22 protein-coding genes are annotated in these 26,562 nt (G+C 33.0%); 20 read left to right on the top strand and 2 right to left on the bottom strand.

All coding sequences use genetic code 11. From position 1 onward, the window contains the following. The first annotated feature begins 88 nt into the window (after positions 1-88). From QO263_RS16540 to QO263_RS16530, 3 genes are read left to right on the top strand one after another with little or no spacing between them, the layout of a single operon-like run. On the top strand, positions 89-2,416 hold the full coding sequence (locus tag QO263_RS16540; protein ID WP_285623841.1) for a xanthine dehydrogenase family protein molybdopterin-binding subunit: 2,328 nt from the start codon (positions 89-91) through the stop codon (positions 2,414-2,416). Further along, a complete protein-coding gene (locus QO263_RS16535; protein ID WP_285623838.1) occupies positions 2,416-3,252 on the top strand; it encodes an FAD binding domain-containing protein in 837 nt (278 codons plus the stop codon). The genes QO263_RS16540 and QO263_RS16535 overlap by 1 nt, the downstream gene beginning before the upstream one ends. Next, positions 3,252-3,728 carry a (2Fe-2S)-binding protein gene (locus QO263_RS16530; RefSeq protein WP_285623835.1) on the top strand — a complete coding sequence of 159 codons (477 nt, stop codon included), beginning with the start codon at positions 3,252-3,254 and terminating at the stop codon, positions 3,726-3,728. The genes QO263_RS16535 and QO263_RS16530 overlap by 1 nt, the downstream gene beginning before the upstream one ends. 51 nt (positions 3,729-3,779) lie before the next feature. Here the strand turns inward: QO263_RS16530 and codA are convergent, their stop codons facing one another. Together codA and codB are read right to left on the bottom strand one after the other, a co-directional pair. After that, positions 3,780-5,015, bottom strand: a complete 1,236-nt coding sequence (gene codA / locus QO263_RS16525; RefSeq protein WP_285623832.1) for a cytosine deaminase — start codon at positions 5,013-5,015, stop codon at positions 3,780-3,782. 41 nt (positions 5,016-5,056) lie between these two features. After that, positions 5,057-6,298: a cytosine permease gene (gene codB, locus QO263_RS16520; protein ID WP_285623829.1), complete on the bottom strand. Its 1,242-nt coding sequence runs from the start codon at positions 6,296-6,298 to the stop codon at positions 5,057-5,059. 657 nt (positions 6,299-6,955) lie between these two features. Here codB and QO263_RS16515 point away from each other — a divergent pair. The 17 genes from QO263_RS16515 (at position 6,956) to cas5b (ending at position 26,551) form a co-directional block, all read left to right on the top strand. Beyond that, complete coding sequence (locus QO263_RS16515; protein WP_285623826.1) at positions 6,956-8,533, top strand: methyl-accepting chemotaxis protein; 1,578 nt, start codon at positions 6,956-6,958, stop codon at positions 8,531-8,533. Between the two features lie 262 nt (positions 8,534-8,795). Continuing rightward, on the top strand, positions 8,796-9,824 hold the full coding sequence (locus QO263_RS16510; RefSeq protein WP_285623823.1) for a LacI family DNA-binding transcriptional regulator: 1,029 nt from the start codon (positions 8,796-8,798) through the stop codon (positions 9,822-9,824). A gap of 11 nt (positions 9,825-9,835) precedes the next feature. Beyond that, entirely contained in the window at positions 9,836-10,948 is a 1,113-nt protein-coding gene (locus QO263_RS16505; RefSeq protein WP_285623820.1) for a nitronate monooxygenase, read from the top strand. A gap of 41 nt (positions 10,949-10,989) precedes the next feature. Further along, on the top strand, positions 10,990-12,693 hold the full coding sequence (locus QO263_RS16500) for a PucR family transcriptional regulator (RefSeq protein ID WP_285623817.1): 1,704 nt from the start codon (positions 10,990-10,992) through the stop codon (positions 12,691-12,693). A gap of 159 nt (positions 12,694-12,852) precedes the next feature. Next, complete coding sequence (locus tag QO263_RS16495; RefSeq protein ID WP_285623813.1) at positions 12,853-13,794, top strand: oxamate carbamoyltransferase subunit AllH family protein; 942 nt, start codon at positions 12,853-12,855, stop codon at positions 13,792-13,794. Between the two features lie 18 nt (positions 13,795-13,812). Continuing rightward, complete coding sequence (fdrA, locus tag QO263_RS16490; RefSeq protein ID WP_285623810.1) at positions 13,813-15,372, top strand: acyl-CoA synthetase FdrA; 1,560 nt, start codon at positions 13,813-13,815, stop codon at positions 15,370-15,372. A 17-nt stretch (positions 15,373-15,389) separates the two neighbouring features. After that, the gene (locus QO263_RS16485) at positions 15,390-15,560 is read left to right on the top strand and encodes a fdrA domain protein (protein WP_285623807.1); all 171 of its coding nucleotides are present in this window, start codon (positions 15,390-15,392) and stop codon (positions 15,558-15,560) included. 43 nt (positions 15,561-15,603) lie between these two features. Beyond that, complete coding sequence (locus QO263_RS16480; protein ID WP_285623804.1) at positions 15,604-16,866, top strand: YlbE family protein; 1,263 nt, start codon at positions 15,604-15,606, stop codon at positions 16,864-16,866. An 82-nt stretch (positions 16,867-16,948) separates the two neighbouring features. Next, on the top strand, positions 16,949-17,743 hold the full coding sequence (locus QO263_RS16475; protein ID WP_285623748.1) for a cyclase family protein: 795 nt from the start codon (positions 16,949-16,951) through the stop codon (positions 17,741-17,743). 118 nt (positions 17,744-17,861) lie between these two features. Further along, a complete protein-coding gene (locus QO263_RS16470) occupies positions 17,862-19,049 on the top strand; it encodes a CaiB/BaiF CoA transferase family protein (RefSeq protein ID WP_285623745.1) in 1,188 nt (395 codons plus the stop codon). Positions 19,050-19,250: 201 nt separating this feature from the next. After that, positions 19,251-20,189: a carbamate kinase gene (gene arcC / locus QO263_RS16465; RefSeq protein ID WP_285623743.1), complete on the top strand. Its 939-nt coding sequence runs from the start codon at positions 19,251-19,253 to the stop codon at positions 20,187-20,189. A gap of 220 nt (positions 20,190-20,409) precedes the next feature. Beyond that, a complete protein-coding gene (locus QO263_RS16460) occupies positions 20,410-20,580 on the top strand; it encodes a hypothetical protein (protein WP_285623740.1) in 171 nt (56 codons plus the stop codon). Positions 20,581-20,887: 307 nt separating this feature from the next. After that, entirely contained in the window at positions 20,888-21,859 is a 972-nt protein-coding gene (locus QO263_RS16455; protein ID WP_285623738.1) for a helix-turn-helix transcriptional regulator, read from the top strand. Positions 21,860-22,497: 638 nt separating this feature from the next. Next, entirely contained in the window at positions 22,498-23,223 is a 726-nt protein-coding gene (cas6, locus tag QO263_RS16450; RefSeq protein ID WP_285623735.1) for a CRISPR-associated endoribonuclease Cas6, read from the top strand. Positions 23,224-23,234: 11 nt separating this feature from the next. Then, positions 23,235-24,920, top strand: a complete 1,686-nt coding sequence (gene cas8a1, locus QO263_RS16445; protein WP_285623733.1) for a type I-B CRISPR-associated protein Cas8b1/Cst1 — start codon at positions 23,235-23,237, stop codon at positions 24,918-24,920. Next, the gene (cas7i, locus tag QO263_RS16440; protein ID WP_285623730.1) at positions 24,913-25,794 is read left to right on the top strand and encodes a type I-B CRISPR-associated protein Cas7/Cst2/DevR; all 882 of its coding nucleotides are present in this window, start codon (positions 24,913-24,915) and stop codon (positions 25,792-25,794) included. The genes cas8a1 and cas7i overlap by 8 nt, the downstream gene beginning before the upstream one ends. Then, a complete protein-coding gene (gene cas5b, locus QO263_RS16435; RefSeq protein ID WP_285623728.1) occupies positions 25,781-26,551 on the top strand; it encodes a type I-B CRISPR-associated protein Cas5b in 771 nt (256 codons plus the stop codon). The genes cas7i and cas5b overlap by 14 nt, the downstream gene beginning before the upstream one ends. Positions 26,552-26,562 lie beyond the last annotated feature (11 nt).

Below are 26,562 nucleotides of genomic sequence, written 5' to 3'. Positions count from 1 at the left end.
TTTATCATAAAAGCTGAAATAAAAGTTTATAATTAGCCCAAATTGGTATATATGGGTTAAGGGCTATATTCTCAAGGAGAGTGATAAAGTGGATAAATACAGCGTAATTGGTAAAAATCATCTAAGAATAGAAGGTAGAGATAAGATAACAGGAAGACTTAAATATGTAAATGATCTAAACCCTTCTGGGCTTTTACATGCAGTGCTTAAAACAAGTCCTCATGCACATGCTAAAATTATATCTATAGATACAGAGGAAGCTAGGAAGGCATCAGGTGTAAGAGCAGTAGTTACAGGTGAGGAACTACCTTATGTAGTCGGTTTATATTTAGGAGACAAGTATCCATTGGCTAGGGGGAAAGTAAGGCACTATGGTGAGGCTATAGCAGCAGTTATTGCAGATAGTGAAGCAGAGGCAAAAGAGGCAGTGGATTTAATTAAAATAACATATGAACAGCTTCCTCCAGTTTTATCTGTAGAGGATGCCCTCAAGGAGGATTCTCTATTAGTTCATGAAGAATTAGGCAGATATCAGCATATTTCTGCAATACATCCTGAACCAAAAACAAACGTGGCCAATAGAACAAAAATAAGAAAAGGTAATATAGTAAAAGGCTTTGAAGAGTCAGAAGTAGTCATAGAAGATGAGTTTTCATTTCCAACGGGTGACCACGTGGCTATGGAAACTAGAGCATCTATAGCTGAGATTAAAAGTGATGGACAGATTATAATTACTACAACAAGTCAAGCACCTTTTGTAGTAAGAAGTCTTATGAGTGAATTTTTCAATATTCCAACAGGAAAGATTACGATTATATCTCCTCCTATAGGAGGAGGATTTGGTGGCAAGGCAGGCATTCAACTTGAAGCATTGGCGTATTTGTTGTCCAAGGCAGTAGATGGAAGACCTGTAAAGCTAGTGAATACTAGGGAACAAGACCTAACAGGCTCACCGGGAAGAATAGGCTTTAAGGGTAAAGTCAAAATGGGCTGTACAAAAAAAGGAGAAATTAAATCATTAGAGCTATTATATATGTTTGATGCAGGGGCGTATTCTGACTACTCTGTTAACATAAGCAGAGCAGCAGCCATAGCATGTACAGGTCCCTATAGAGTTCCGAATGTATCCTGTGATTCTCTATGTGTGTACACAAATCATCCCTTTACAAATGCCTTTAGAGGCTTTGGTCATATGGAACTAGCATTTGCCATAGAAATTGCATTAGATATTATGGCTGAAAAGCTGTCAATGGATCCAGCTGATATTAGAAGACTTAACGCTATAAAGGAAGGAGATACATCTCCAACAGGAAGCTTGATGGATGAAAATACTGGAGACCTGGTAGAGTGTATAGATAGAGTTAAAGAATTTTTAAATTGGGACGAAGGTACTTATATAAAAATAGACGAAAATAAAGTAAGAGCCAAGAGCTTAACATGCTTGTGGAAAGCTCCTGCCATGCCTACAAATACAGATGCTGGTGCTATAATAACATTTAATGAGGATGCAAGTATAAACTTACATTGTTCAATAGTAGAAATAGGTCAAGGAACTAAAACAGGACTAGCACAAATATTAGCAGAGAAATTTAAAATAGGACTAGATAAAATACATTTAGTTTTAGATGTAAATACAAAGGTATCTCCACATGACTGGGCGACAGCAGCCAGTAGAGGCTTATTTATGGCAGGAAGAGCAGTTATAGAGGCAGCGGATGATGCTATTAGACAAATAAAAGACACGGCCTCACAAGTACTGAGATGTCCTCCAGAGGATTTAGAAGTAGCAGGTGATAGGGTATTTATAAAAAATGAGAAGCATATAGGATTACCACTAAAGTATGTGGTATTAGGCTATGTCTATGAAAATGGAAATGCTATAAAGGGTCAAATAATTGGCAGTGGAAGATATATTTCTAGAAGATTAACGGGCATAGATAAGGATACAGGGGAAGGACATCCAGCATTAGAATGGACCTTGGGAGCAGAGGGAGTAGAAGTCGAATTAGATTTGAGAGATTACAGCTATAAAATACTTAAATCTGCATGTGTTATGGACGTAGGTAAAATCATAAATCCTAAGATAGCTAGAGGTCAAATAATAGGCGGCATGGCTATGGGACTTAGCTTTGCAGCTAATGAAGCATTTATATTCAACAGCAGAGGTCAAGTAACAAATGATGATTTAAGATCCTTTAAAATCATGAGATATGGCGAAGAACCAGAATATTATGTAGATTATGTAGAAACTCCTCAAGGTGATGGTCCTTATGGTGCAAGAGGCATAGGAGAGCAATCCATAATAGGTATACCTAGTGCATTGGCAAATGCTCTATCTAGGGCTTTAGGAGTGCAGCTAAAAGCATTACCGCTAACACCTGAAAACCTTTGGAAAGCTAAAAAGGAGGTAGAGTAATGATATCTTATGATTTTGAATACTATAGACCAGAAACATATATGGAAGCACTGGAGCTATTTGATGAAAAAGTAAAAGAAGGTAAAAACCCAGTATACTATAGTGGAGGAACAGAAACTGTAACATATGCTAGAAAAAAACTAATCAATACTGGTACAGTAATAGATTTGAAAGGAATACCAGAATGTTTGGCATTTTCTGAAGAGGAGGATAAAATAATCTATGGTGCTGCATTGAGCTTAAATGAAATAATAGAAAAAACAAGCTTTAAGCTCATGGCAAATGTAATTAGAAAAATAGCAGACCATACTGTTAGAAATAGATTAAGTCTAGGAGGAAACATATGTGGCAGACTTTTCTATAGAGAGGCAATATTGCCTATATTAGCTGCAGAAGGAAATGTAGTAGTGGCTGGAAAAGAAGGAATAAAAAGAATTTCCGTGCTGGAATTCTTTGATAAAAGAGTTAACCTAAAAGCTGGCGAAATACTGCTTCAGGTGGAAATTGACAAGAAATACGTTTCATTGCCATACTTCAATGAAAGAAAGGAAAAGCAGGGAGAGATAGATTACCCCTTATTTCATTTAGCAGCACTTAAAGAGGGTGAAAATATAAGATTTGCATTTTCAGGTATATGTGCTTATCCTTTTAGGTCATTAGAGATAGAAAAGGTCTTAAATGATAGGACTAAAAGCTTTGAAGAAAGGGCTCACTATGCAGTAGAAAACCTACCAAGTGGTGCTAGAAATGATATGTTTGCATCGAGTGATTTTAGAAAATATTTATTTGAAAATGCAATAGTTAATGCTCTCAAGGAACTGGAGGGAGGTAAATAATGATAGGATATAAAGACTATACATCTATAATTTTAAATATAAATGGTGAAAGAAGAAAAGTGATAGTGAAGCCTTCGGACACACTTCTTAGAGTACTTAGAGAAAAGTTAGGACTTACAGGTGGTAAGCCGGGCTGTGAAAATGGAGACTGTGGAGCCTGCACTGTACTTATAGATGGAAAACCAGTGAAATCATGTATGATACTTGCTATAGAAGTGGCCGATAAGGATATAACGACTATTGAAGGCTTAAATAATACAGAAATCCAAGAGGCATTTCATGAAGAAGGGGGCTTCCAGTGCGGCTATTGCACCTCTGGATTTTTATTAAATGCCTATGCACTTTTAGAGGAGAAGCCAGAGGCCAATGATGAAGAAATAAAAGAATGGCTGCAAAGCAACCTTTGTAGATGTACAGGATATGAAGGTATAAAAAATGCAATATATTCAGCTAAGGAAAAAATAAAGGAAAGGTAAATAAAAATAAATAGCCGTCAGGGGGTGACGGCTATTTATTGTAGTACTTAATTAAAATAGAACAGATTTTTTAGCAGGTTCTGTTTTCGCAATTAATTTTCCTCTAGTGAAGTTATATAAAACTTCTTTCTTTTCATTTAGTGCATTATAGAAGTTATCAGAATTAAGAATTATAAAGCTTGCAGGATTTCCTTCCTTAATACCGTAGCTTTCTCCCAAATGAAGAGTTTTTGCAGCATTGTGAGTGATTAAATTATAAGAATTTAGAATTTCTTCATATCCCATCATTTGACATACGTGTAGTCCCATATGAAGAGCATCTCTCATGTTTCCATCTCCCAATGGATACCAAGGGTCAAATATGTCATCATGACCAAATGATACATTGATTCCATCTGCAAGCAATTCTTTAACTCTCGTAACTCCTCTACGCTTTGGATAAGTGTCAAAGCGTCCTTGAAGGTGAGTGTTTACTAATGGATTGCTTACGAAGTTCATTTTACTCATACGTAAAAGTCTAAATAATTTGTATGCATAAGCATTGTTATAGGAGTGCATTGCAGTCGTATGGCTTGCTGTTACTCTATCTCCTAATCCTGATTCATAAGCTCTTGCTGCTAAGGTTTCAACAAAGCGTGATTGCTCATCATCTATTTCATCGCAGTGAACGTCAACAAGCAAACCATATTTTTCTGCTAATTTCATAGTGTAGTTTAAGCTCTCAACTCCATATTCACGAGTGAATTCAAAGTGTGGAATTGCACCTAAAACATCTGCTCCCATTTTAGCTGCATTTTCCATTAGCTGTTCACCATTAGGGAAGCTCATGATACCTTCTTGTGGGAATGCAACTATTTGAATATTTACCTCATCCTTTAGTTCATCTTTTAACTCCAATAGACCTTCCATAGCTACTAATGTTGGATCTGTTACGTCAACATGTGTACGAACATGTCCTATTCCGTTTGATGCCTGTTTTCTTATGGCAGCTCTTGCTCTATCCTTTACATCCTGTTTAGTTAATTTTTCTTTTCTTTCAGACCAGCAAGCAATTCCTTCAAATAATGTACCTGATAAATTCCATCTTGGGTCTCCAGCAGTAAGTGCAGAATCAAGGTGAACGTGAGATTCTATAAATTGTGGCAATACCATGCAGTCATTGCAGTCGATTACTTCATCACCAGGTGTCGGAGTAATATTAGGAGCTATTTTTTCAAATTTACCGTCTTTAATTAGTATATCTGTTTTTTCAGTGCTGTTTTCTAGAAATACATTTTTTATTAACATAGTATCAATCTCTCCTTTTAAAATATTTTTAGACTATTTATTTAAGCATTCTTTTTGTTAATAGTTTCAGCTATAAAAAATACTACTGCAGAAACAACAAGTGAGTTTACTGGTGGAACACCCCACTTAACAAATACTCCAGCTAAAGCTCCAACTACAACTGCTATTATAGCTCCAATATTTACTGTAGCAGGTTTAAATCCTTCAGTTTCATATTGTTTTCTATTCATAAAGTAGTGGATTATAATAACAACACCAACAGGAGGAATCATTCCGCCTAGTAGACTAAGGTATGATACGAAGTTGTTATATAGCCAAATAGCTGCAACAGTACCTATTCCACCGCCTACAAGAACTAAAGGCTTACTTTGAATTTTAGTTATATTTGCAAGTCCAAGTCCTGCAGTATATAGAGCATTATTATTTGTAGTCCAGATATTTAATCCGAGTACAATTATAGCAGGTATCATAAGACCTTGAGTGATTAGAATATCAAATATATCAGGAGTTCCAGTAACTGCACCGCCTACAGCTCCAAATATGAACATGATGCTGTTTCCTACAAAGAATGCTATTAAAGTTGCCCATACTGCAATTTTAGATGTTTTAGAAAAACGAGTGAAGTTAGGAGTACTAGTACCTCCACTGACAAAGCTCCCTATTACTATTGATAGTGCTGCTGCCATAGTAATTGGTGCTGAAGGTACTTCTGCAAATACATTTTGGAAACCGTTTACTTGATTGATTCCAAAATTTACAGAATAAATACCTAATACTGCTATTAAAGGAACAGCTACGGAACCTAGTACTGCAAGGGCTTTTATTCCATAATAAGCTGTTGCTGTCATTAAAATACCTGTTACTAATATTAGGATAGTAGTATTGATGCCTAAAAGTTTTCCTACAGGTAGTGCAAACATTGCAACACCTACACCAAACCAACCAATTTGAGTAAAGCTAATAAGTATAGAGGATAAATAAGAACCTTTTTCACCAAATGAGTAGCGAGCTAGTAAATCTAGAGTAAGACCTGTAGATTGACCAATATAAGCTAGTGCTCCTGTATATACTCCTAAGAATGCATTACCTAGTGTCATTGCGATAAAAAAGTCTCTCATGTTAAGTCCAATACCAAGAGTACCTCCAGCAGTCATACTAGGAGAAAAGAATGTAAAGCCCACCATAACTACAAGTACTGCCCAAAAACCTTGCCTACTTGCAGCATCCACTGCTGACAGAGAGTGTTCAGTGTCAACATTTTTGTTTTTTGTTAAATCTGACATGATAATCCTCCTTCATTTTTTAATTTAGTAAATTGCGGAATGATTAGTCCCACATAAATACCATAGTATTATTATAAAAAAACATTAAAGTTGAATTATATAGCTATTCAATTTTAATGTAACCAGTTACATTTTTGTTTAAAAAAATATAACTAATTTTGCTTTATCTATCTGCATTTCAAGGCCTACCAAGAAATACAAAATTGTAAACGTTTACATTTGCTTAATGTATAATTAGACATAAAAAATGAAAATCCTTCTTTATTTTAAAAAAAATTTTAAAATATAAATTTACGTATAAGAGTAGGATAATTGCATTAATTAAAGCATTTAATTAAGCTGAAGCTCATGTAGACTTTGATACAATTCTTTTATATATATAATAGATAATAGAAATTCAAATAGATATACAGGCTATAGAGGCGTTAATAAATATAGGGCATTTAATTGACATGTAGTGGAAAGTATACAAAGAAAAAAGATTAAAAAGGAGAAAGTGACTAAAATAGCTAAAAAGCATTGGTGTAAGTTAACAAAAAAATAAACTATTAAATAAAACAGAAGGAAAACAAAAAATAAAGGAGAATCTACTTTAATGTAAGCGTTTACATTAAAAATTTGAATACATTTCTAATCATAGCAGAAGGGGTTGTTCATATGACAAGAAGAAAATACAATATTATGGTCGCTTTTGCATTAATCATTACCTTGTTTACTGTTTATATTATTTTTGATAGAGGTATGCCGCTAATTCTTAATAGAATATTAGGTACTATGGCATCAGTTTTATTAGGCTATTTAATCACTAGTTTACTGTGGGAAAAGAAATTGCAATCATTAGAAAAACGCTGTGACATCATAGAAAAGGATAGATATGATGAGCCGATTTCTGAAGCTGATATTCCAGTAAGACTGCATAGAATTGTAAATTCTTTATCAAAGCTTTTCAGTACATCTAAGGAATCCTATAAAAACACATTAAAGACTAGCGTTAAGGTTGCTCAATCAATGACATTTTTAAATGGTACTATTAAAGAAATGGAAATAGCTACAGACCAAATAACTTCCTCCACAGAGAATTTGGCAGAGGGAGCTTCAGATCAGATTCAATCTTTAGGAAAAATAATTGAATCCTTGGATATTATTTATAATGATTTAGAAAATATAGCAAATAAATCTCTAGACAGTGTTGAAAATGCTGAAAGCTCTTTTACCAATGCAAATGAAGGTAAAGGATTAATGGTTGAGACTAAAGACACTATAGATAAGGTATATCAGTTAACTGAAAACCTTCTAGGTCTTATAACAGATTTGAACAGCCAAACATCTAGGATATCTGGATTCGTAAAAACTATTTCAGAAATCTCTGACAATACTAACCTATTAGCTTTAAATTCTTCTATAGAAGCAGCTAGAGCTGGAGAACATGGGAAAGGATTTGCTGTAGTTGCCAGAGAAATAGGCAGCTTGGCTGAGGAGTCAAGAAAGGCTTCTAAGGATATTGAAGTTATACTTAATGATACAGGAGCAAAGCTAAAAGAATTAACCGTAATTCTAAGGGACAATGCTAAAGAAGTAGAAAAAAGTAAGGAGATAGTAGAAAAGACCAATAGCTCCTTTAAAACAATTGAAGAAAGCGCTTTTATAACTAAGGAAAGTATAAGAGAAATCAGCAGCTTCGTAAGTAAAATTAAAGAAAGAGGACAAGAAATTATTAATTTTACTAATGGCATTCAAACAGTATCAGAGGCCAATGCCGCTGGAAGTCAAGAGCTTAGCGCAATGATTCAAGAAATAAATGCCTCATTTAAAGATATTGTCACCAATACAGAAGCATTAGAAGAGGAGGCTAACTATCTACAGCAAAGCTCTGCTTCAGTAGCTATGGAAGGATATATGTATCATAAGGCTGTGGAATTGATAAGTTTAATTGATAATAAAAATTTGGACAGCACTGAACTAAAAAGACTGGCAGAAAGCTTTAAATTAGATGATATTTACATAGTAAACAATAGAGGTATCATAGTAAACTCTAGTGAAAAACAGGCAATTAATTTGGATTCATTTGAAATTGATCCTGTATCTAAAAAAGCAGCAGAAGGTAAGACAGCATATTTAGCTACTCCTATTAGAAAGAGAGTAGAAGACAATCAGATGTATAAGTTTCTTCATGTACCTCTTAAAGGGGGAGTTATTACTGTATCACTTTCTTTAGAGTCTCTATTAGCTATATAAATTTTTTCTGGACGGATAAATATATCCGTCCTTTTTATGACCTAACCCGATTTTCTGAACGCTTTTATCAGAAAATCGCTGGTAGGTCAAACGCAACGAGCACCAAATTTATGAGAGCGACAGCGAACAAATAAATTTGAGTTGCGAGACTGCGGAAAATGACCTAACCCGATTTTCTGAACGCTTTTATCAGAGACATGTTTATTTATATGGATAAGAATGATATAATTAAGTAAAATGAACCTGATTTTGGAGTGGTATTATGGCAAATATAAGAAAAATATCGGAATTAGCTGGAGTTTCTGTAGCCACTGTTTCTCGAGTTCTAAATCATCCTGAAACTGTTTCAGAAGAAACTAGAAACAGGATACTTAAGGTTATAGAGGAAGTAAACTATGTTCCCAATAGCATTGCTAGAAGCTTAAGTACAAATAGAACAAGCACTATTGGACTTATAATACCTAACATACTTAATCCCCTTTACCCTAGTATTGCAAAGGGAGTAGAGGATGTATTCTATAAAAAAGGCTATAATATACTTCTTAGCAACACAGAAAACGATGCTAAAAGAGAAAAGGACTCTATTGAAATGCTTTTAAGCAAAAAAGTAGACGGATTAATAATTTGCTCCAGTATTTTAGAAAGGGCTGATTTTGATACAATAATAAGGCAAAAAGTTCCTCTAGTTCTATTAGGGGACTATATAGAAGATGCCGATATAAATGTAGTGTATACTGATTACCTTCTAGGCGCATATATGGCTACAAATCACTTAATAAAAACAGGTTGTAAAACAATAGCTCATATATCTGGCCCTATGAATAGAAAGCCTAGTGTCGAAAAGCTAGAGGGCTATAAAAAAGCTTTATTAGAAGCTGGATATAAGTATGATGAGGAATATGTAATTGAAGGAGATAATCAAATTGGTGGGGGTCACCTTGCGCTAAAGAAAATACTTAAGAAAAAAGGAAAGCCAGATGCTATTTTTGTCGCCAATGATTTAATGGCTTTAGGTGTCATTGAAGCAATAAAAGTATCTGGCTATGCTGTACCAGATGATATTGCAGTGGTTGGATTTGATGACATAGATGTAGCGTCGCTTATAGAGCCGAAGTTGACTACAGTAACACATCCAGTATATAGAATGGGATTGACAGCAGCAAGACTTTTACTAGACAATATTACAAATGAAGAAGAGGATTGCTTTAAACAGAAAATATTTATTCAGCCTATGCTTAAAGTCAGAAAATCTTGTGGATATGACAATAGAATTGAAGAAATATTTAGTTAAAGGGTGATATTATGAGTCTATCAGTAGATTTTATGGGGATTAAATTAAAAAATCCTATAATAGTGGCAGCAAGTCCTTTGTCTGGTAGTGGCAGTATGATAAGAAAGGCTATTGAAGCAGGAGCTGGTGCAGTTGTGACTCAAACAATAACTAATGAAGTAAGGCAAAACGTCAGACCAAGAATAGCGGCTAATTCCTTTGGAATGCAGAATATCGAGCTATATAGCAACTTAACTCTAGAAGAGTGGGAAAGGGAAATATACTATGTAAAAGAAAAAGATGCAGCAATTATAGCAAACATATTGGCTCATACGCCTTCAGAAATGGCATATATAGCAAAAAAGGTAGAACGTTTTGGAGTAGATGCTATTGAACTAGGTATATCTATTCCTCATGGAGAAGGGGTAGAACTCCTTATAAGTGATATGGAAAGACTATATAATCTGACTAAAATGGCAGTGGATTCAGTTAGTATCCCAGTTATGGTGAAGTTTTCTCCTAATGTAAGCAATTTGACAGCTTTAGCTCATATTGTAGAAGAAGCTGGTGCCTCGGCTATTAGTGCCATAGACACTATAAGATCTATTATTGGAGTCGACATAGATAGAGCTAAGGTAATGTTGCCTACCTATGGAGGATATTCAGGAGAAGGCATAAGACCTATAGCCTTGGCCGCAATTGCCAGTATATCTCAGGCCGTAAAGATACCTGTTTCTGGTATTGGTGGAATAGAGAACTATAGAAATGTTATTGAATTTATAATGCTAGGAGCAAGTACTGTACAGCTTTGTACATCCTTAATTATGAACGGATATGGTAGAATTGGAGAAATACTAGCAGATTTAGAAAATTGGCTTCAGTGTAAGGGCTATTCTTCTTTAGAAGATATCAGAGGACAAGCATTGGCATCCTTGAAATCCTTTGAGGAGATACCTATAGAGCCATATATCGCAAAGGTCAAGGGAGTATGCACAGTAGATAATTGTAGTAAATGTGTAAAATCATGTATATACGGCGCCATTTCATTAAAAAATGATATAATAGTTATAGACGACTCAAAATGTACAGGCTGTGGCTTATGTGTTAGTCTATGTGAAAAAAGGCTTTTATATTTAGATTGGTAGCTAAGCTTTTTGGGTATTATATAGTAAAGCGGGGTGTTAAAATGTACAAATATTCTGGAATTACAGTAAAAGAATTGCTAGAGCTTGAGATAATGAAAGATGCAAAGATTTTGGCGGGAGAAGGCGGACTAGATAGAAGGATAACAAAATTAAATGTAATGGAAGTACCAGATATAGTAAATTGGGTTGAAGATGGTGAATTTCTGCTTACGACAGCCTATTCAATAAAAGATAATTTGACAAGGCTTGATGAGCTTATATCAGAGCTAAACAAAAAAGGACTGGCAGGTATGGGTATCAAGACCAAAAGATATATAAATGAAATCCCTGACAACACCCTAAAAGTAGCAAATGAGCTTGGATTTTCTTTAATAGAGATACCTTTTGAGGTTTCCTATTCTTCCATTATAGCTGATGCCTTAACAGAGATTGTGAATAATCAAACTAATATACTTTACAGAATAGACAATACCCATAATAAGCTAATAAACTTAATGCTAAGCGGTGGTAGCCTAAAAGAAATAGCTAAAGCACTATATGAAAGCATTGACGAAAATTCAATGGCTATAAAAGAATATCTTTTTGAAACGAGTGTAATTTTTTGTGATGAAGATAAGAAAAAACATATCGAAACGATTGTCGAAGCCGACAGCTTGAAAAAGGAAAAATTCAATTATGGATTTGGTGAGAAATTTCTTCATACAAAGCATTCTGACATATTAGGCGGAGAAAAGGTAGATAGATTGACTATTCCTATTTTTACAAAGGATAGAGAGTATGGATGTATATATATATGGGAGGATAAAAAACAAATTACTCCTGTGGAATTAACAGTAATAGAGGCTTCTACACCAATTATTGCACTAGATCTTTATAAAAAGCAATCTATTTTTGAGATTGAAAGCAAGCATAAGGTTGAGTTCTTTGAAGATCTATTTTCAAGTGAAGAGAATCGACATCAAAAAGCGCTAGAAAGAGCTTCATATTTTGACTTTGACAGTAATTTGGGATACTCTGTAATAGTTATTTCTTTAAGCGACAGTGATAAATATAGCCAATATAATCCTGATACCAATGGTTTTCTGCAGCAGATAAATGTCAGATTATTAAGTATTATAAACAGGATAACAAGAAATAGGAAGGAAAGAATTATATATGGCAATAAAAGCAATAGTATAATAATTCTTTTCGGGACTGAAATAGAAACTAAAGAGGCAAAAATCAAACAAGATATTAATTCCTTCTGCAATGAGATATTAAGCTATGCAGAATATGAGTATATTAACGATAAAGTTTCTATTGGAGTAGGAAGGAACTACAAAAATACTCATGATTTATGGAAGGGCTATAGAGAAGCTAATAGAGCTGTAGAATGTCAGAAAAGATCTTATGAGAAAAAAGTAACTCATTACGATGATTTAGGTATATTTAGAATTCTTTCGTATGAAGAATTACAGCCAGAGCTGCAACAGTTTTATAAAGAAATACTAGAGCCTTTAGTAAGATATGACAATGAAAAAGGAACTGAACTAATAGAAACTCTAAAAAAATATTTCGAGTGTGCAGGAAATTTAAAAAAGATATCTGAGGAGATGTACACCCATTATAATACTGTAATATATAGGATTCAAAGAATAAAAGAAATAACAGGTATAGACTTTGAAAACTATAATGATAGACTTAACTTCCAAATATCTTTAAAGATTTTAGAAATGCAAGAAAACGAAAGACCAAACCGTAAATAATAAAGACTTCCCGTTAATTTGGGGAAGTTTTTTTCATTTTATGAACTACTTACAAAGCAAAGGGTTAATATTTAGGTAGACTATATAAAGAAATAGCTGCATAAATAGGATATTATATTATTAAAGAACAAATTAGTTAACTTTTGAAGGATTGATATAATGAATGCATCCAGTATCTGTAAGAAGCTATACAAGGTTATACAAGGAAATAGCCTGAAAGGACAGATTCATTCAGTATTTGATAGTAGTTTTAATGTATTAGACCAAGATAATCAGCTCATTTCATTTCTAGGCCCAAATAAACCTATGGCACCAAATTCTATAAAAATTGCAGAAAAGATTTCATTTTTAGATTTAGGTCTTGAGCAAGGACAGAAGCTTGAATTTTATGATGACTTTGTTTTGATTAAAGAAAACAATACTGTGATTTATTATGATAAGGCTGCCTTATGGGAAAAGAGTCCCCTTTTATTTACAGACAAAAATTTAACAAGGGATTCTATGGAAAACGTTTTTAGAAAGCTTAATAAAATGGGTATATTCATACTAGAAGAAGGAAAAAAGAATGGAATTGTTCCGCTTTTAAAAACTCTTGAAGGTAATTTAAAGGGTGCAGAGCTTTTATTGGATGATAGTATTGCTGTCAGTAAAAAGGAAGAATTTATTAAGGAAAGATTTTTAGCTTTTATTGATAGCTATATAAAAGAAAATATTGATGAAATTTCTCTAAGAGCTAGTAGGATAGTAGGCTATGGAATAGGCCTTACACCTTCTATGGATGATTTTTTATCAGGTATCATGGTTTCAAAAATTTACTTATCATCCTATCTAAACTATGACGATAAAAAGGCTTATGAGGTTAACAAGGCTATCATTAAGGACATAGAAAACAAGACAACTTTAGTCAGCGAAAAGATGCTGATGTACTCTTCAGTAGGAGAAGTAAATGAACATGTTAGAAATCTTATGGTATCTTTACTGACAGATAGCTCTATTGATATTTTCTATGAATGCTTAAAAAAGGTTGCTGATTTTGGAGAAACTTCAGGAACAGATATGATTTCAGGCATATATATAGGAAGCTGTATAGTGCTTAATTAATACTTAGGAGGTATATTCATGAGTAGTGTAAAATATGAAATAAGAAAAAACACATATTATGACTCAGTTACATTAATGATTATTTCAAAAGAAATAAAAAAAATAAGCGGAGTAGAAGAAGCTCTTGTTGGGATGGGAACTGAGTTAAATAAAGAATTAGCTGAGAACCTTGGAATATCACATGCTGATATAAGAGAACTTACTCCAAACGATTTCTTTGTAAGTGCTCTTGCAGATGACAGTGTAGAAATAGAAACTATTAGTGCAGAAGTAGAGAGACTACTTAGTGCAAAGAAAAGCAATAGCGGCTCAGATTACAAGCCACCAACTTTAGAATCTGCTATAAACCATGATCCAGAATCAAATATAGTAGTTATATCAGTAGCAGGAGAATATGCAGCTGCAGAAGCAAGGAAAGCGCTAAACAATAATTTACACGTATTGCTTTTCAGTGATAACGTAAGTGTAAAAGATGAGAAGGAACTTAAAGAATTAGCTTGTGAAAAAGGTCTACTGATGATGGGACCTGACTGTGGAACAGCTATTATAAACAATGTACCATTAGCATTTGCAAACGTAATTAAAAAAGGACATATAGGAGTAGTAGGAGCATCAGGTACAGGTACTCAAGAAGTTACAGTTATAATAGATAAACTAGGTGAAGGTGTATCTCAAGTAATAGGAACTGGTGGTAGAGATCTAAAATCAGAAATTGGCGGTCTTATGATGCTACAAGGAATTGAAGCATTGAAAAATGACCCTGATACAAAAGTCATAGTACTTATTTCTAAGCCACCAGCAGAAGAAGTGGCAGAAAAAGTATTAAAAGCAATTGAAAATTCACCTAAACCAGTTGTTGTAGATTTCATAGGCGGAGATAGAAAACTAATAGAAAAATATGGCGCACATGCATGTGTATCTCTTGAAGATGCTGCAAGAAAAGCAGTTGCTCTGTTAAGAGGAGAAGAAGCAAAAGATTTTGCAGGATTTGATCTATCAAATGAAGAGATAGAAAAGATAGTAGATGGAGAAGTTAAAAAATTAGATAAAGGTCAGAAATATCTAAGAGCATTTTATACTGGTGGAACATTGGCAGATGAGGCTATGAAGCTATTAAGCAATGAAATAGGAAACATTTATTCTAACATTCCACTAACTCCTGAATATAAGATGGAAAACGCAAAAGTTAGTAAGGAACATACATGTATTGACTTTGGTGATGATGAATTTACAAGAGGAAAACCTCACCCAATGATTGATCCAATAGGTAGAGTAGAGCGTCTTATGAAAGAAGGAGACGACGAAGAGATGGCTGTATTGCTTATGGACTTCGTACTAGGATATGGATCACATGAAGATCCAGCAGGAGAAATGCTTCCAGCAATAAAAGAAGCTAAAGAAAAAATGGCTAAGAAAGGCAAATACCTTTGTGTAGTAGGTTCAATTTGTGGTACTGAAAATGACCCACAAAGCTTAGAAGAATCACAAAGAAGACTAGAGGAAGCAGGAGTTATAGTAATGCCTTCTAATGCACAAGCTGTAAGATTAACAGGACTTATCCTTAACAAAATTAAATAGATTTGGAGGGTACGATAATGTCAAATGTAAATAAACTTTTTAAGCAAGAACTTAAAGTTATTAATATAGGATTAGAATCATTCTACAATGATTTAAAAAAGCAAGAAGTGTCTGCGATTCATGTAAATTGGAGACCTGCCGCAGGTGGCAACAAAAAGTTGGCTTCACTTTTATCTAAATTAAAATAGATATAACTATAAGTAATAATAAAAATTCTAAGGAGTGAGATAAATGATAGCTGAAAAAATTGCACAAGCCAATAAAGAGGCTGTAGGACGTTTACTAAATGCTCAGCCAACACTTGTTGGAATAGGAACAGCAGGTAAAGATTTACCTGGAATGACTAAAAAGACTATACTTCACGCTGGACCACCAGTTACATGGGAAAAGATGAGCGGACCACTAAAAGGAGCCGTAATAGGCGGACTTATATATGAAGGTCTTGCATCAAATGAAGAAGAAGCTATTAAATTAGCAGAATCAGGAGAAATCACTTTTGATCCTTGTCATCATCGTAATGCAGTAGGACCAATGGCAGGAGTTGTAACTTACTCAATGCCAGTATGGATAGTGCAAAACAAAGCTTTTGGAAACTATGCTTACTGTACATTAAATGAAGGTTTAGGAAAGGTTCTTCGTTTTGGAGCATACGGCGAGGAAGTTATAACTAGACTTAAATGGATGGAAAACACATTAGCACCAGTTCTTAAAGCTGCATTAGAGCTTTCTGGAGAAATAGATCTTAAAACAATGATAGCTCAAGTTGTTCAAATGGGTGATGAAGGACATAACAGAAATAAAGCAGGTACATCATTATTAATAAGAGAATTAGCTCCATATATTGTAAAAACTAATTTCTCAGATGACATCAAAGCAGATGTGTTAAGCTTTATGCATAGCAATGACCACTTCTTCCTAAACTTAACAATGCCATCAGCTAAATGTTCATTAGAGCCAATGAAAGGCGTTAAATACAGTACGCTAGTATATACAATGGCTAGAAATGGTACAGAATTTGGTATAAGAGTAGCAGGATTAGGAGATAGATGGTTTACAGCACCAGCAGAAATGATAGAAGGACTATATTTCCCAGGATACACTGAAAAAGATGCTAACCCAGATATCGGAGACAGTGCTATAACAGAAACATCAGGAATTGGTGGATTTGCAATGGCTGCAGCTATGCCAATAGTACAATTCGTTGGTGGTACTCCACAAGATGCTATGAATTACTCAAAATCAATGTATGAAATAACAGAAGCAGAAAATAATGCATATAAAATACCAGTTCTTGATTTCAGAGGGTCAGCTACGGGTATAGATATACAAAAGGTTATCGAAACAGGCATACGTCCAATAATCAACACAGGTATTGCATGTAATAGAGCCGGTGTAGGTCAAGTTGGAGCTGGATTAGTTCATCCACCTATGAAATGTTTCGAAGATGCACTAGAAGCTTTTGTTGAAATGTTAGAAGCTGAAGGCGAATTATAAAAATAAACTAGGAAACAAAATAGGCTTCATCATTAAAAATGAAGTCCCAAAATAATAATAAAAATACGAGGAGGAATTTATTATGTTACAAAACTGGAACAATGTTAAAATGTATGATTTAACACAAAATACTAGCCATTTAACACCACCATGGCCAACTTATGAGCCACTTCAAGTTAAATTTTTCAAGAGATTGTCACCAAATGGTGCTAATGGACAATTTATTACTACATCTAATCACGTAGGAACTCACTTAGATGGTCCTTTACACTTTGATACTGCTGGAAGAGACATCGCTTCTCTACCACTTAACAAATTAGTTGGACCTGGAGTTGTAGTTGACTTATCAGATATAACTGAAGACTTCAGCATCTATACTCCACAAGATATTATGGACAGAGTAGAAGTTAAAAAAGGCGACATCCTTATCATCAATACAGGATACCACAAATATGGCTGGGATCAACCAGAAGCAGACGAAAGAAGATATATGCTAAGACATCCAGGACCATCAATGGATTTCGTTGATTGGGTAAAAGAAATGGAAATAGCTTGGATAGGTGTTGACTGTGGTTCTGCTGACCACCCAATGAACACTAAGATTCGTGATTGGGAACCAAGAGAAGCAGAAGCTTGTGACAAATACTTAAAAGAAAAATACGGAAAAGGCTTAAATGATATTTATCCATGGCCAAACGTATATCAAGCAATGCATATTCAAGTATTCCCACAACCACACGAAATCATCCATGCTGAAAACCTTGGTGGAGAAATCGATAAAGTACTTAACAAACGTATGATTATCGGTTGTTTCCCATGGAAATTTGAAGGTGGAGAATCAGCATTCTGCCGTATAGTAGCATTTGACGCTGAATAATTAACTAGAAATATATATTAAATAACTGCCCGCCTTTGGCGGGTAGCTATTTAATTAGACAAATTGTCATTCTGAGCGTTTGATAAGAATCCCAATAAAAATGAAGGGGGCGAACACAATGAAGCAAGCCTTAGATAATATAAGAGTACTAGACCTTACAAGGGTATTAGCAGGACCTTATGCAACAATGATATTAGGGGATTTAGGAGCAGATATAATAAAAATAGAAATGCCACTAACAGGAGACGATTCAAGAGCTTTTGGCCCTTATGTAAAAAATGAAAGCGCTTATTTCATGAGTCTTAACAGAAATAAAAGAAGTATTACAATAAATCTTAAATCAGAAAAAGGAAAAAACGTTTTTTTAGAAATGGTTAAAAAAGCTGATGTAGTAGTAGAAAACTTTAGACCGGGAACAATGGAAAAGCTTGGATTAGGATATGATTATCTATCAGCAATAAATCCAAAGCTAATTTATGCAGCATCATCAGGATATGGACATACAGGCCCATATAGTAAAAGAGCAGCATACGATGCAGTAGTACAAGCAATGGGCGGAGTAATGAGCATAACAGGTCAAAAAGATGGGAAGCCAACAAGAGTAGGTTCATCCATAGCAGACATAAATGCAGGATTATTTACAGCCATAGGAATACTAGCAGCACTTAATAATAGACATGAAACAGGAAAAGGCCAAAAAGTAGACGTGGCAATGCTAGATACACAAGTAGCAATACTAGAAAATGCAATAGCACGTTATGTAGTAACAGGAAACGTACCAAAGCCAGGAGGAAACAGGCATCCTTCCATAGTACCATTTGAACCATTCGATACAAAAAATGGAGAAGTAGTAGTAGCAGCAGGAAACGACGTACTATGGGCTAAGTTCTGTCAAGTAATAGGAACAGAAGAACTAATAAACGATGAAAGATTTAAAACAAATCCATTAAGAAACGAAAACTATGATGAACTAAGACCACTAATAGCAGAACCAATGACAAAGAAGACAACAGAAGAATGGCTAGAATTACTAGATAAAGCAGGAGTACCAAATGGACCAATAAACACAGTAGATAAAGTAATACAAGACCCACAAGTACTAGCAAGAGAAATGATAGTAGAAGTAGAACACCCAGTAGCAGGAAAGCTAAAGATGCCAGGAGTACCAATAAAGCTAAGCGACACACCAGGTAGTGTCAGAACACCAGCACCGGTACTAGGTCAACATACAGATGAAATCCTAAAGGAACTATTAGGATACGATGATGAAAAAATACAAAGTCTAAAAGATGAAAAAGCGCTTTAATATAAAAGGCTCCCCCTATGGAGGAGCCTATATTTATAATACACAGAAAAGCTCTCACTTATTTTAAATTTCAAGAAGCTTTTGTATATGGGTTTCATAAAGAGCCGACTTATAATGATTAGTTAGAAGCTTTTTATAGGTCAATTTAAAAATATGGCATTATATTTAAACTTATTGTATAATTTTCTGGGAGGGATGCAAATGGAAAAAGTTGTAGTAGCATTAGGAGGAAACGCACTACAGGCAACAGGAAGCGAAGCTACAGCAGAAGCTCAGCTTGCGGTAGTAAAAGAGACAACAGTGTATTTAGCAGATATAATAGAGGAAGGCTATAATCTAATAGTAGCTCATGGTAACGGACCACAAGTGGGAAGAATAGTTATACAAAATGAAGTAGCAGATAATGTAACACCTGCTATGCCGTTTGATGTATGCGGAGCAATGAGTCAAGGAATGATAGGCTATCATATGCAACAAGCTCTAGGAGATGAGCTTAGAAGCAGAGGAATAGACAAGCCAGTAGCAACTATAGTTACCCAAGTAGTAGTAGATAAGGATGATAAAGCGTTCCAAAATCCTACTAAGCCAATAGGACCATTCTACACCAAAGCAGAAGCTGATAAAATAGCAGCAGAGAAAGGCTATGTTATGGTAGAAGACTCTGGTAGAGGATATAGAAGAGTAGTAGCTTCACCAAAACCAGTAAGAATAGTAGAGTTAGAAACAGTAAAAACTCTAATAAATAACAACAATGTAGTCATAACTGTAGGCGGTGGCGGAATCCCAGTAGTAGAGGAAAACGGAAGACTAAAAGGTGCGGCAGCAGTTATAGATAAAGACTTAGCCTCACAAAGATTAGCAGAAGATACAGATGCAGATATACTAGTTATACTCACAGCAGTACCAAAAGTAGCAATTAACTTCGGAAAACCAGATCAAAAAGAGCTAGACAAAGTGTCTACAGAAGAAATGAGAAAATATGCAGCAGAAGGCCACTTCGCACCAGGCAGCATGCTACCAAAAGTCCTAGCCGCCATAGAATTCGCAGAATCAAAACCAGGAAGAAAAGCAGTTATAGCATCATTGGACAAAGCTAAAGAAGCCTTGAAGGGTGAGAGTGGGACTATTGTAGAGGCGTAAGAGAGTAATTATTTTAAGAATAATATTGCCACTTTAAGCGTAATATTGTCATTTCGAACTTAGTGAGAAATCTCTATTTTTGAAAGTTTATGTAAAAAATTGCAAATAACCCATGGCTGATGCTATGGGTTATTTATATTGTAGATAAAATTATTAGAATATAGATATTCCTTAAATTGCCTTGTATGTAGCAATATATTAGAGAAAAAATAAATCTGAGGTGATAAAAATAAAGGACAAAGATAATAAGAGAAAAATTGATAAAAACTTTTTTAATCAAGTGAACTATGAAATAGCTGCTGAACATGGCATAGTTGATAATGAAGAGATGAAAGACAATAAAAAGCTTGAGGATTGGAATAAAGAAAATAAAAAAGATAAGAAGGGATAGAAGAACCAGAAGAATTATTTCAATTTGAAGTTTTAAACTATTTCCATTAATAAAAGGACGTTATTGTATGGATTACAAGTATAACGTCCCTTTAATGTATATGAAAACGAATTAATTGTTATTTTAAGTTAATATTGGACTAAAAGTAAAATGAACCCGATAAAAGTCAATAATTTAAAGGGAATTGAGGAAGTACGTGGAATATGTACGATATACGGCAGAGTATAAACTAGCTTACAATCAAGAAATTTAATTAAGGCAAAAAAATTAGTAAAAAGAAATTATTTCGTTTTGAAAGGGTGATGGGATGTCTCGCATATCTAATGCACTTAATATGTATTTTTTACTTCAAGTGAGAGATATAATGAAAATCAATGAAATAGCAAGTGAATTAGAAGTAAGCTCAAGAATGATAAAAGAATACAAAAAAGATTTAGAAATGGCAGGTATATACATAGGTTCAAAATTAGGAAGGTATGGAGGTTACTATTTAGAAAATAAGAGATACCTAGATGGACTATCTTTTACGGAAGATGAGTTAAGTGCTTTAAAGATGGCAAAAGAAACAATTAAAAGCGGTAAATATCACTATAGTTCAAAGTTCGAGATATTTACGAGTAAAATATTAAATTATGAAAAACACCTAGATGATAATATATCTTATCACAATAAACTAATGAAGGAATCGGATGAAATAGTTGAAAAAGAAAAAAGAGTATGGATAGATATTAATCTAGCAATAAATCAAAGAAAAAAAGTAAAAATAAAATATAAATCCTTAAAGAAATATGGTTTAGAAATAAAGGAAAGAATAGTAAACCCATATGGTATTTTTGACTATAAAGGTGCTACGTATTTCTATGGGTATTGTGAAAGTGCAAGAAATGTACGTTTTTTTAAATTGTCTAGAATCTTAGACTATCAAGTTATGAAAGACAAGTTTGACATAAAGCATAGATTTAAGTTTGAAGAAATTATGGAAAAGTCATTTGGAATATTTAATGATGAAATTATTGATCTTGAATTGAAGATATTCTATCCAATGAGTGAAATAGTAAAAGAAAAACAAATATCTAAGTCACAAAAAATAACTGAATTGGATACAAAGACTATACTTTTTGAAGCAAAAATGAATGGATACCCAGAAATAAAAGCATGGGTAATGAGTATGGGAAGTAATGTAGATGTCGTTAAACCTAATAAATTGAAAGAAGATATAATAGAAGAGGCTACTAAAATAATTAACTTGTATAAAGGAAAATCACTGTTCTTTGAATAAAAAATAACGGAAGTAGATAAAAATAGTATAAATTTTAAAGCAAATTTAAAAGGTCATAAGGAAGTTAAGATATGGGCAATAAGAATTGATAGTAAGGTGAAGATTTTAGAACTAGATAAACATAAGGGAGATATTATTGAAGAAATTGCAAACTATTTATGAATAGGTACATTTTACTTCACCATTGAATGATATTATTGATGTAATAATATCATTCAGTTGGAAGTAGATAATTTCTAATATAGTTCTATTAAAAAGATTAAATAAATAAAATAACAAATTTACATTCCATATATTGATTCTATTAAATACGCATTTATAGTATATCATATTTAATAGAAAAATATTATTAAAAATTTTAAAAAATACATATTGACAAAGCAGATATTTTTTTATATCTTATTATTAAGAGCATTAATTAAATAAATAAAATAACAATGGAAGTAAAAAAGTGATTAATTACTTATTGGTTATATTCTTAATAATAAGCAAGATACCTGTTTCTGTTAAAATTATTATTGAAAAATAGAATATATCTTAAATTTAATTTAACAACTCTAATAAAGCTGTAATTTTAAGTTGTAAAAGATTACAGCTTTACTAGACAACACCAAAACACTTATAAGGGAGGTGAAAGCATGAGATATAATGTTGAATTAATATTATCTAATGAAAATATACCAAAAGATAAAAATAGGATTATAATTTCTCTTCTAAAACATATTTATGAATCCTATGATAAAGACTATTATGTATCATTATACGAGAATGAAGAGAACAAAAGCAAAAGTTTCGCTTTTTCTTTATATATGCCAAACTGTGAATTTACTAGAGAAGAAATAATAATTCCAAACAAGAAAATAATTTTGAATTTTGCAACAGCCGATATGAGGGACGGAATTCTCTTCTATAATGCAGCATTAGCCAATAAAGGAAAACCTTATAAAGTGAAAGATAATTCTATAACTATAAATAGGATAAATATGAATAAAGAAAAAATAATAACTAATGATTACGCTGTCTATTCTTCTATGTCTCCGGTAGTTGTTAGAGAACATAAAGGTGATAATGAGAAAACATGGTACCATTCTTTAAATGAAGAAAAAGGAAAAGAAATATTTATAGAAAATATTAAATACCAGTTATTAGATAGCTTTGGTGAAGAGAGAAGATTAGATATTGAAGAAGTAGATTTTCAGGTGTTAATCAATAAAGAGGTCAAAGTAAAACACTATGGAATAGAAATCCTGTCAAATATATGTATGATAAAGGTACAAGCTAAGCCATATATTTTAGATTATATTTACAAATCAGGTATAGGATCAAAAAGAAATAGTGGGTTTGGAATGCTAGATCTAGTATAGGAGGTGATATGATGGGAGAAAAGACACGCTTATATATGGAAGATTGGCTATATAATAGTGGGTTAGTAGGATTTTACAATGTATTAAAGCATGCAGAAAATGATGTAGTAATAAAACAAAATTATATAGAGTTTGAATCTGATGCTCTAGTAGGATTCGAAAAAAAATACTTTAATTATTTTATAGACAAATATAAGGATACACTGTCATTGAATAAAATAATTTCATTTGAAAAATTTATATTGCACCATGAAGAAAATAATTTTGAAAATTTCAATGAAAAGAGTCTAGAGTTTACAAACAAGTATATATCTGATGTAGCAAAGAAACAAATAAAAAGCAACAGCTACAAGTCAGCCTACGAGTTAATAGAATCACCTGTTGATATTTTAGGGTTAGAAAAGAACTTAAAAACTATAAATTTAAAAAAGAAACAGGAGATAAGAGATATATTACCAGAAATAAAGGATATATTTGATTTGATGAAACAAGTAATTAAATATATGAAGCTAGAAGAATCTCGCAAGTATATAGGTGCAAAGAATGCTATGTATAGTGTAATTAAAAATGGCTGGAACGGAGTTTGCTTTTTAAATCCTCAGACAAAAGAGAAGGATATGTATATAGACTATAAGTGCTATTTCATTGACCCTACAATAGAGTATTTGAATACAGATAAATCTAAATTTAAATATAGTTGTTTTTCTTGCAATAGAAAGATGAAAGACTTTTCAAATGATCTTAGCTTTCTAAATTCAACAGGATTTGATGTAAGCAGAAAATCTTCTCATGTATGGGATTTTCAGAACGATATAGCTGTTTGTCCTATTTGTAAACTAGTATATTCATGTGTGCCAGCTGGAATTTCTTATCTTTACGATAAAGGAATATATATAAACGATAACTCGAGTATGAGAAATGCTATAGCTATAAATAATAAAATACACATGGGAATTTACAGGCAAAAAGATGAAGATAAAAAGCTAACATATAAGGCATTGGTGGAATCAATTAATGAGGAATATAACGATAAAATAAAATATGAGTTAGCAGATATCCAACTAGTTAGATATGAGGATGGGAAATATAGATTTAATATTCTTTCTAAAAATTCTCTAAAGGTTATAAAAGATTCTGAAGATGATTTAAATAAATTGATTAATTGTGGATTTAAAGAAATCAATACCTATTTTAATGTATATGAACTAGTTATAGATAGACTATTGAATAGCCAGAATATGTTTACATTGATTCAAAAAATGCTACATTATAAATTATCACAGCCAAGGGATTCTTATTATCATACATTTCATATAACTAGAATTTTAAGAATTAATATAAGATTTTTAAAGGGGGTAGGTTGCATGAAAGGAGTATATAAGGACATAGTTAAGGAAGGGAATGACGCAGGAGAAAAATTAAGGGAAAAATATCGTAGTAAAGGCTCTGTAGATAAGCTTAGTGGTATATCATACAGACTATTAAATTCTTTAAAGACAAATAATGTTGATAGTTTTATGGATACATTGTTGAATTGCTATATGTATGTAAAGTCATCAGTACCTGAAATATTTTTAGATACTTTAAAGGATGAGGATAAGTTTAAAACCATTGGATATGCGTTTGTAGCAGGGCTTATAGAAGGAAGGAAAGAAAATAATACTGATAATGAGAATGGGGGAAAAGATAATGAGTAAATTAAAACCAAAGGGATTAGCAATTTCAATGATATTTGAAGCTGAAAGTGCAAACTACGGTGAAGGAGTAGGAAATGTAGCCTCTTTAAAAAAACTAACCAGAGATAAAGGGGAACAGTACACCTATATTTCGAGACAAGCAATTAGATATAATATATCAGAACAACTAGGGGAGGATATTGCACCAGTAAAGGCAGAAGGCAGTGGAGATAAAAAGGTTGTCCAATTTGCAGAAGAAGCTACCATAAGAGATTATCCAGAGATAGACTTTTTTGGATATCTAAAGACTGAAAAAGGTACAGGCGGAAAAAAGAGGACTGCAAAAGTAAGATTATCTAATGCTATATCTTTAGAGACATTTAAAGGAGATTTAGATTTTCTAACAAATAAAGGTTTGGCAGATAGAATAGATGAAAATATGAATATAGCCCAATCTGAAATTCATAGATCCTATTATAGATATACTGTTGTTATGGATTTAGATCAAATAGGGATAGATGAAGTGTATTCTATTGAACTTGAGAATGAAGAGAAAATAAGAAGAGTTAATAGATTATTAGATACAATTGCTTTCTTATATAGAGATATAAGGGGCAGAAGAGAAGATTTAAAGCCTCTATTTGCTATAGGTGGAGTTTATGATATAAAGAACCCTATATTTGAAAATGTGCTAGATGTAAAAGATAACAGACTAGTGGTTAAACAAATTGAAGGAGTTATGTTTGATTCTGTAAAAGAAGATACAAACTGTGGATTGATTGAAGGCAAATTTATCAATGACAATGAAATAAAAGAAAAACTAAATTCATTGACTATGCCTGAATTCTTTAATGGATTAAAAAGCAAGGTGAAAGATTATTATGAAGGAAAATAAAAAGGCGGTTAGATTAAAGTTATATCAAAACATGGCTAATTATAAGAAACCAACTAGTTTTCAGCTTAAAGAAACCTACCCACTTCCACCATATTCAACGATAATAGGTATGGTTCATAGCCTTTGTGATTATAAAGAGTATAAGGATATGGAAATTAGTATACAAGGTAAATATCATTCTAAAGTAAATGATTTATATACCAGATACGAGTTTAAAAATGGTATGAAATTTGATTCAGCAAGGCATCAATTACAGGTAGGAGAATTTGGTATAAGCAGAGGTATTTCCACAGTAGAATTATTAGTTGATGTAGAGCTATTAATTCATATTATTCCACATGATCAAAGTTTAGTGGAAGAAATAGAGAAAGCTTTTCTTTATCCTAGAGAGTATCCTTCTTTAGGTAGAAGAGAGGATCTTGTAATTATTGAAGAAGTTAAAGTAGTTGATATTTTCGAAGAGGAGTTAGAAGAAGATATTGAATTAAGAGAAGATTATATTGCCTATATTCCACTAAACATGATAAAAGATGAATCAATTGTAGTAGATGGTGGTGACAATGGAATAAAGAATAGAGGAACAAGATATAAAATTACAAAAGATTATAAGAGAATAAATCATGGAACAGCTAACTCACCTAAAATGTTTAGAACATGGAATAACAAAGTAGATGTACTATATTCTTCTCATATTACAGCAGTTGAAGATGCAGTTGTATTGAAAGATGTAGATAATAATATTGTACTAAAGGCATAATGTAGAGGTGT

The organism is Proteiniborus sp. MB09-C3 (genome assembly GCF_030263895.1).
Lineage (GTDB): Bacteria > Bacillota > Clostridia > Tissierellales > Proteiniboraceae > Proteiniborus.
This window is presented reverse-complemented; position numbering and strand designations above follow the sequence as displayed.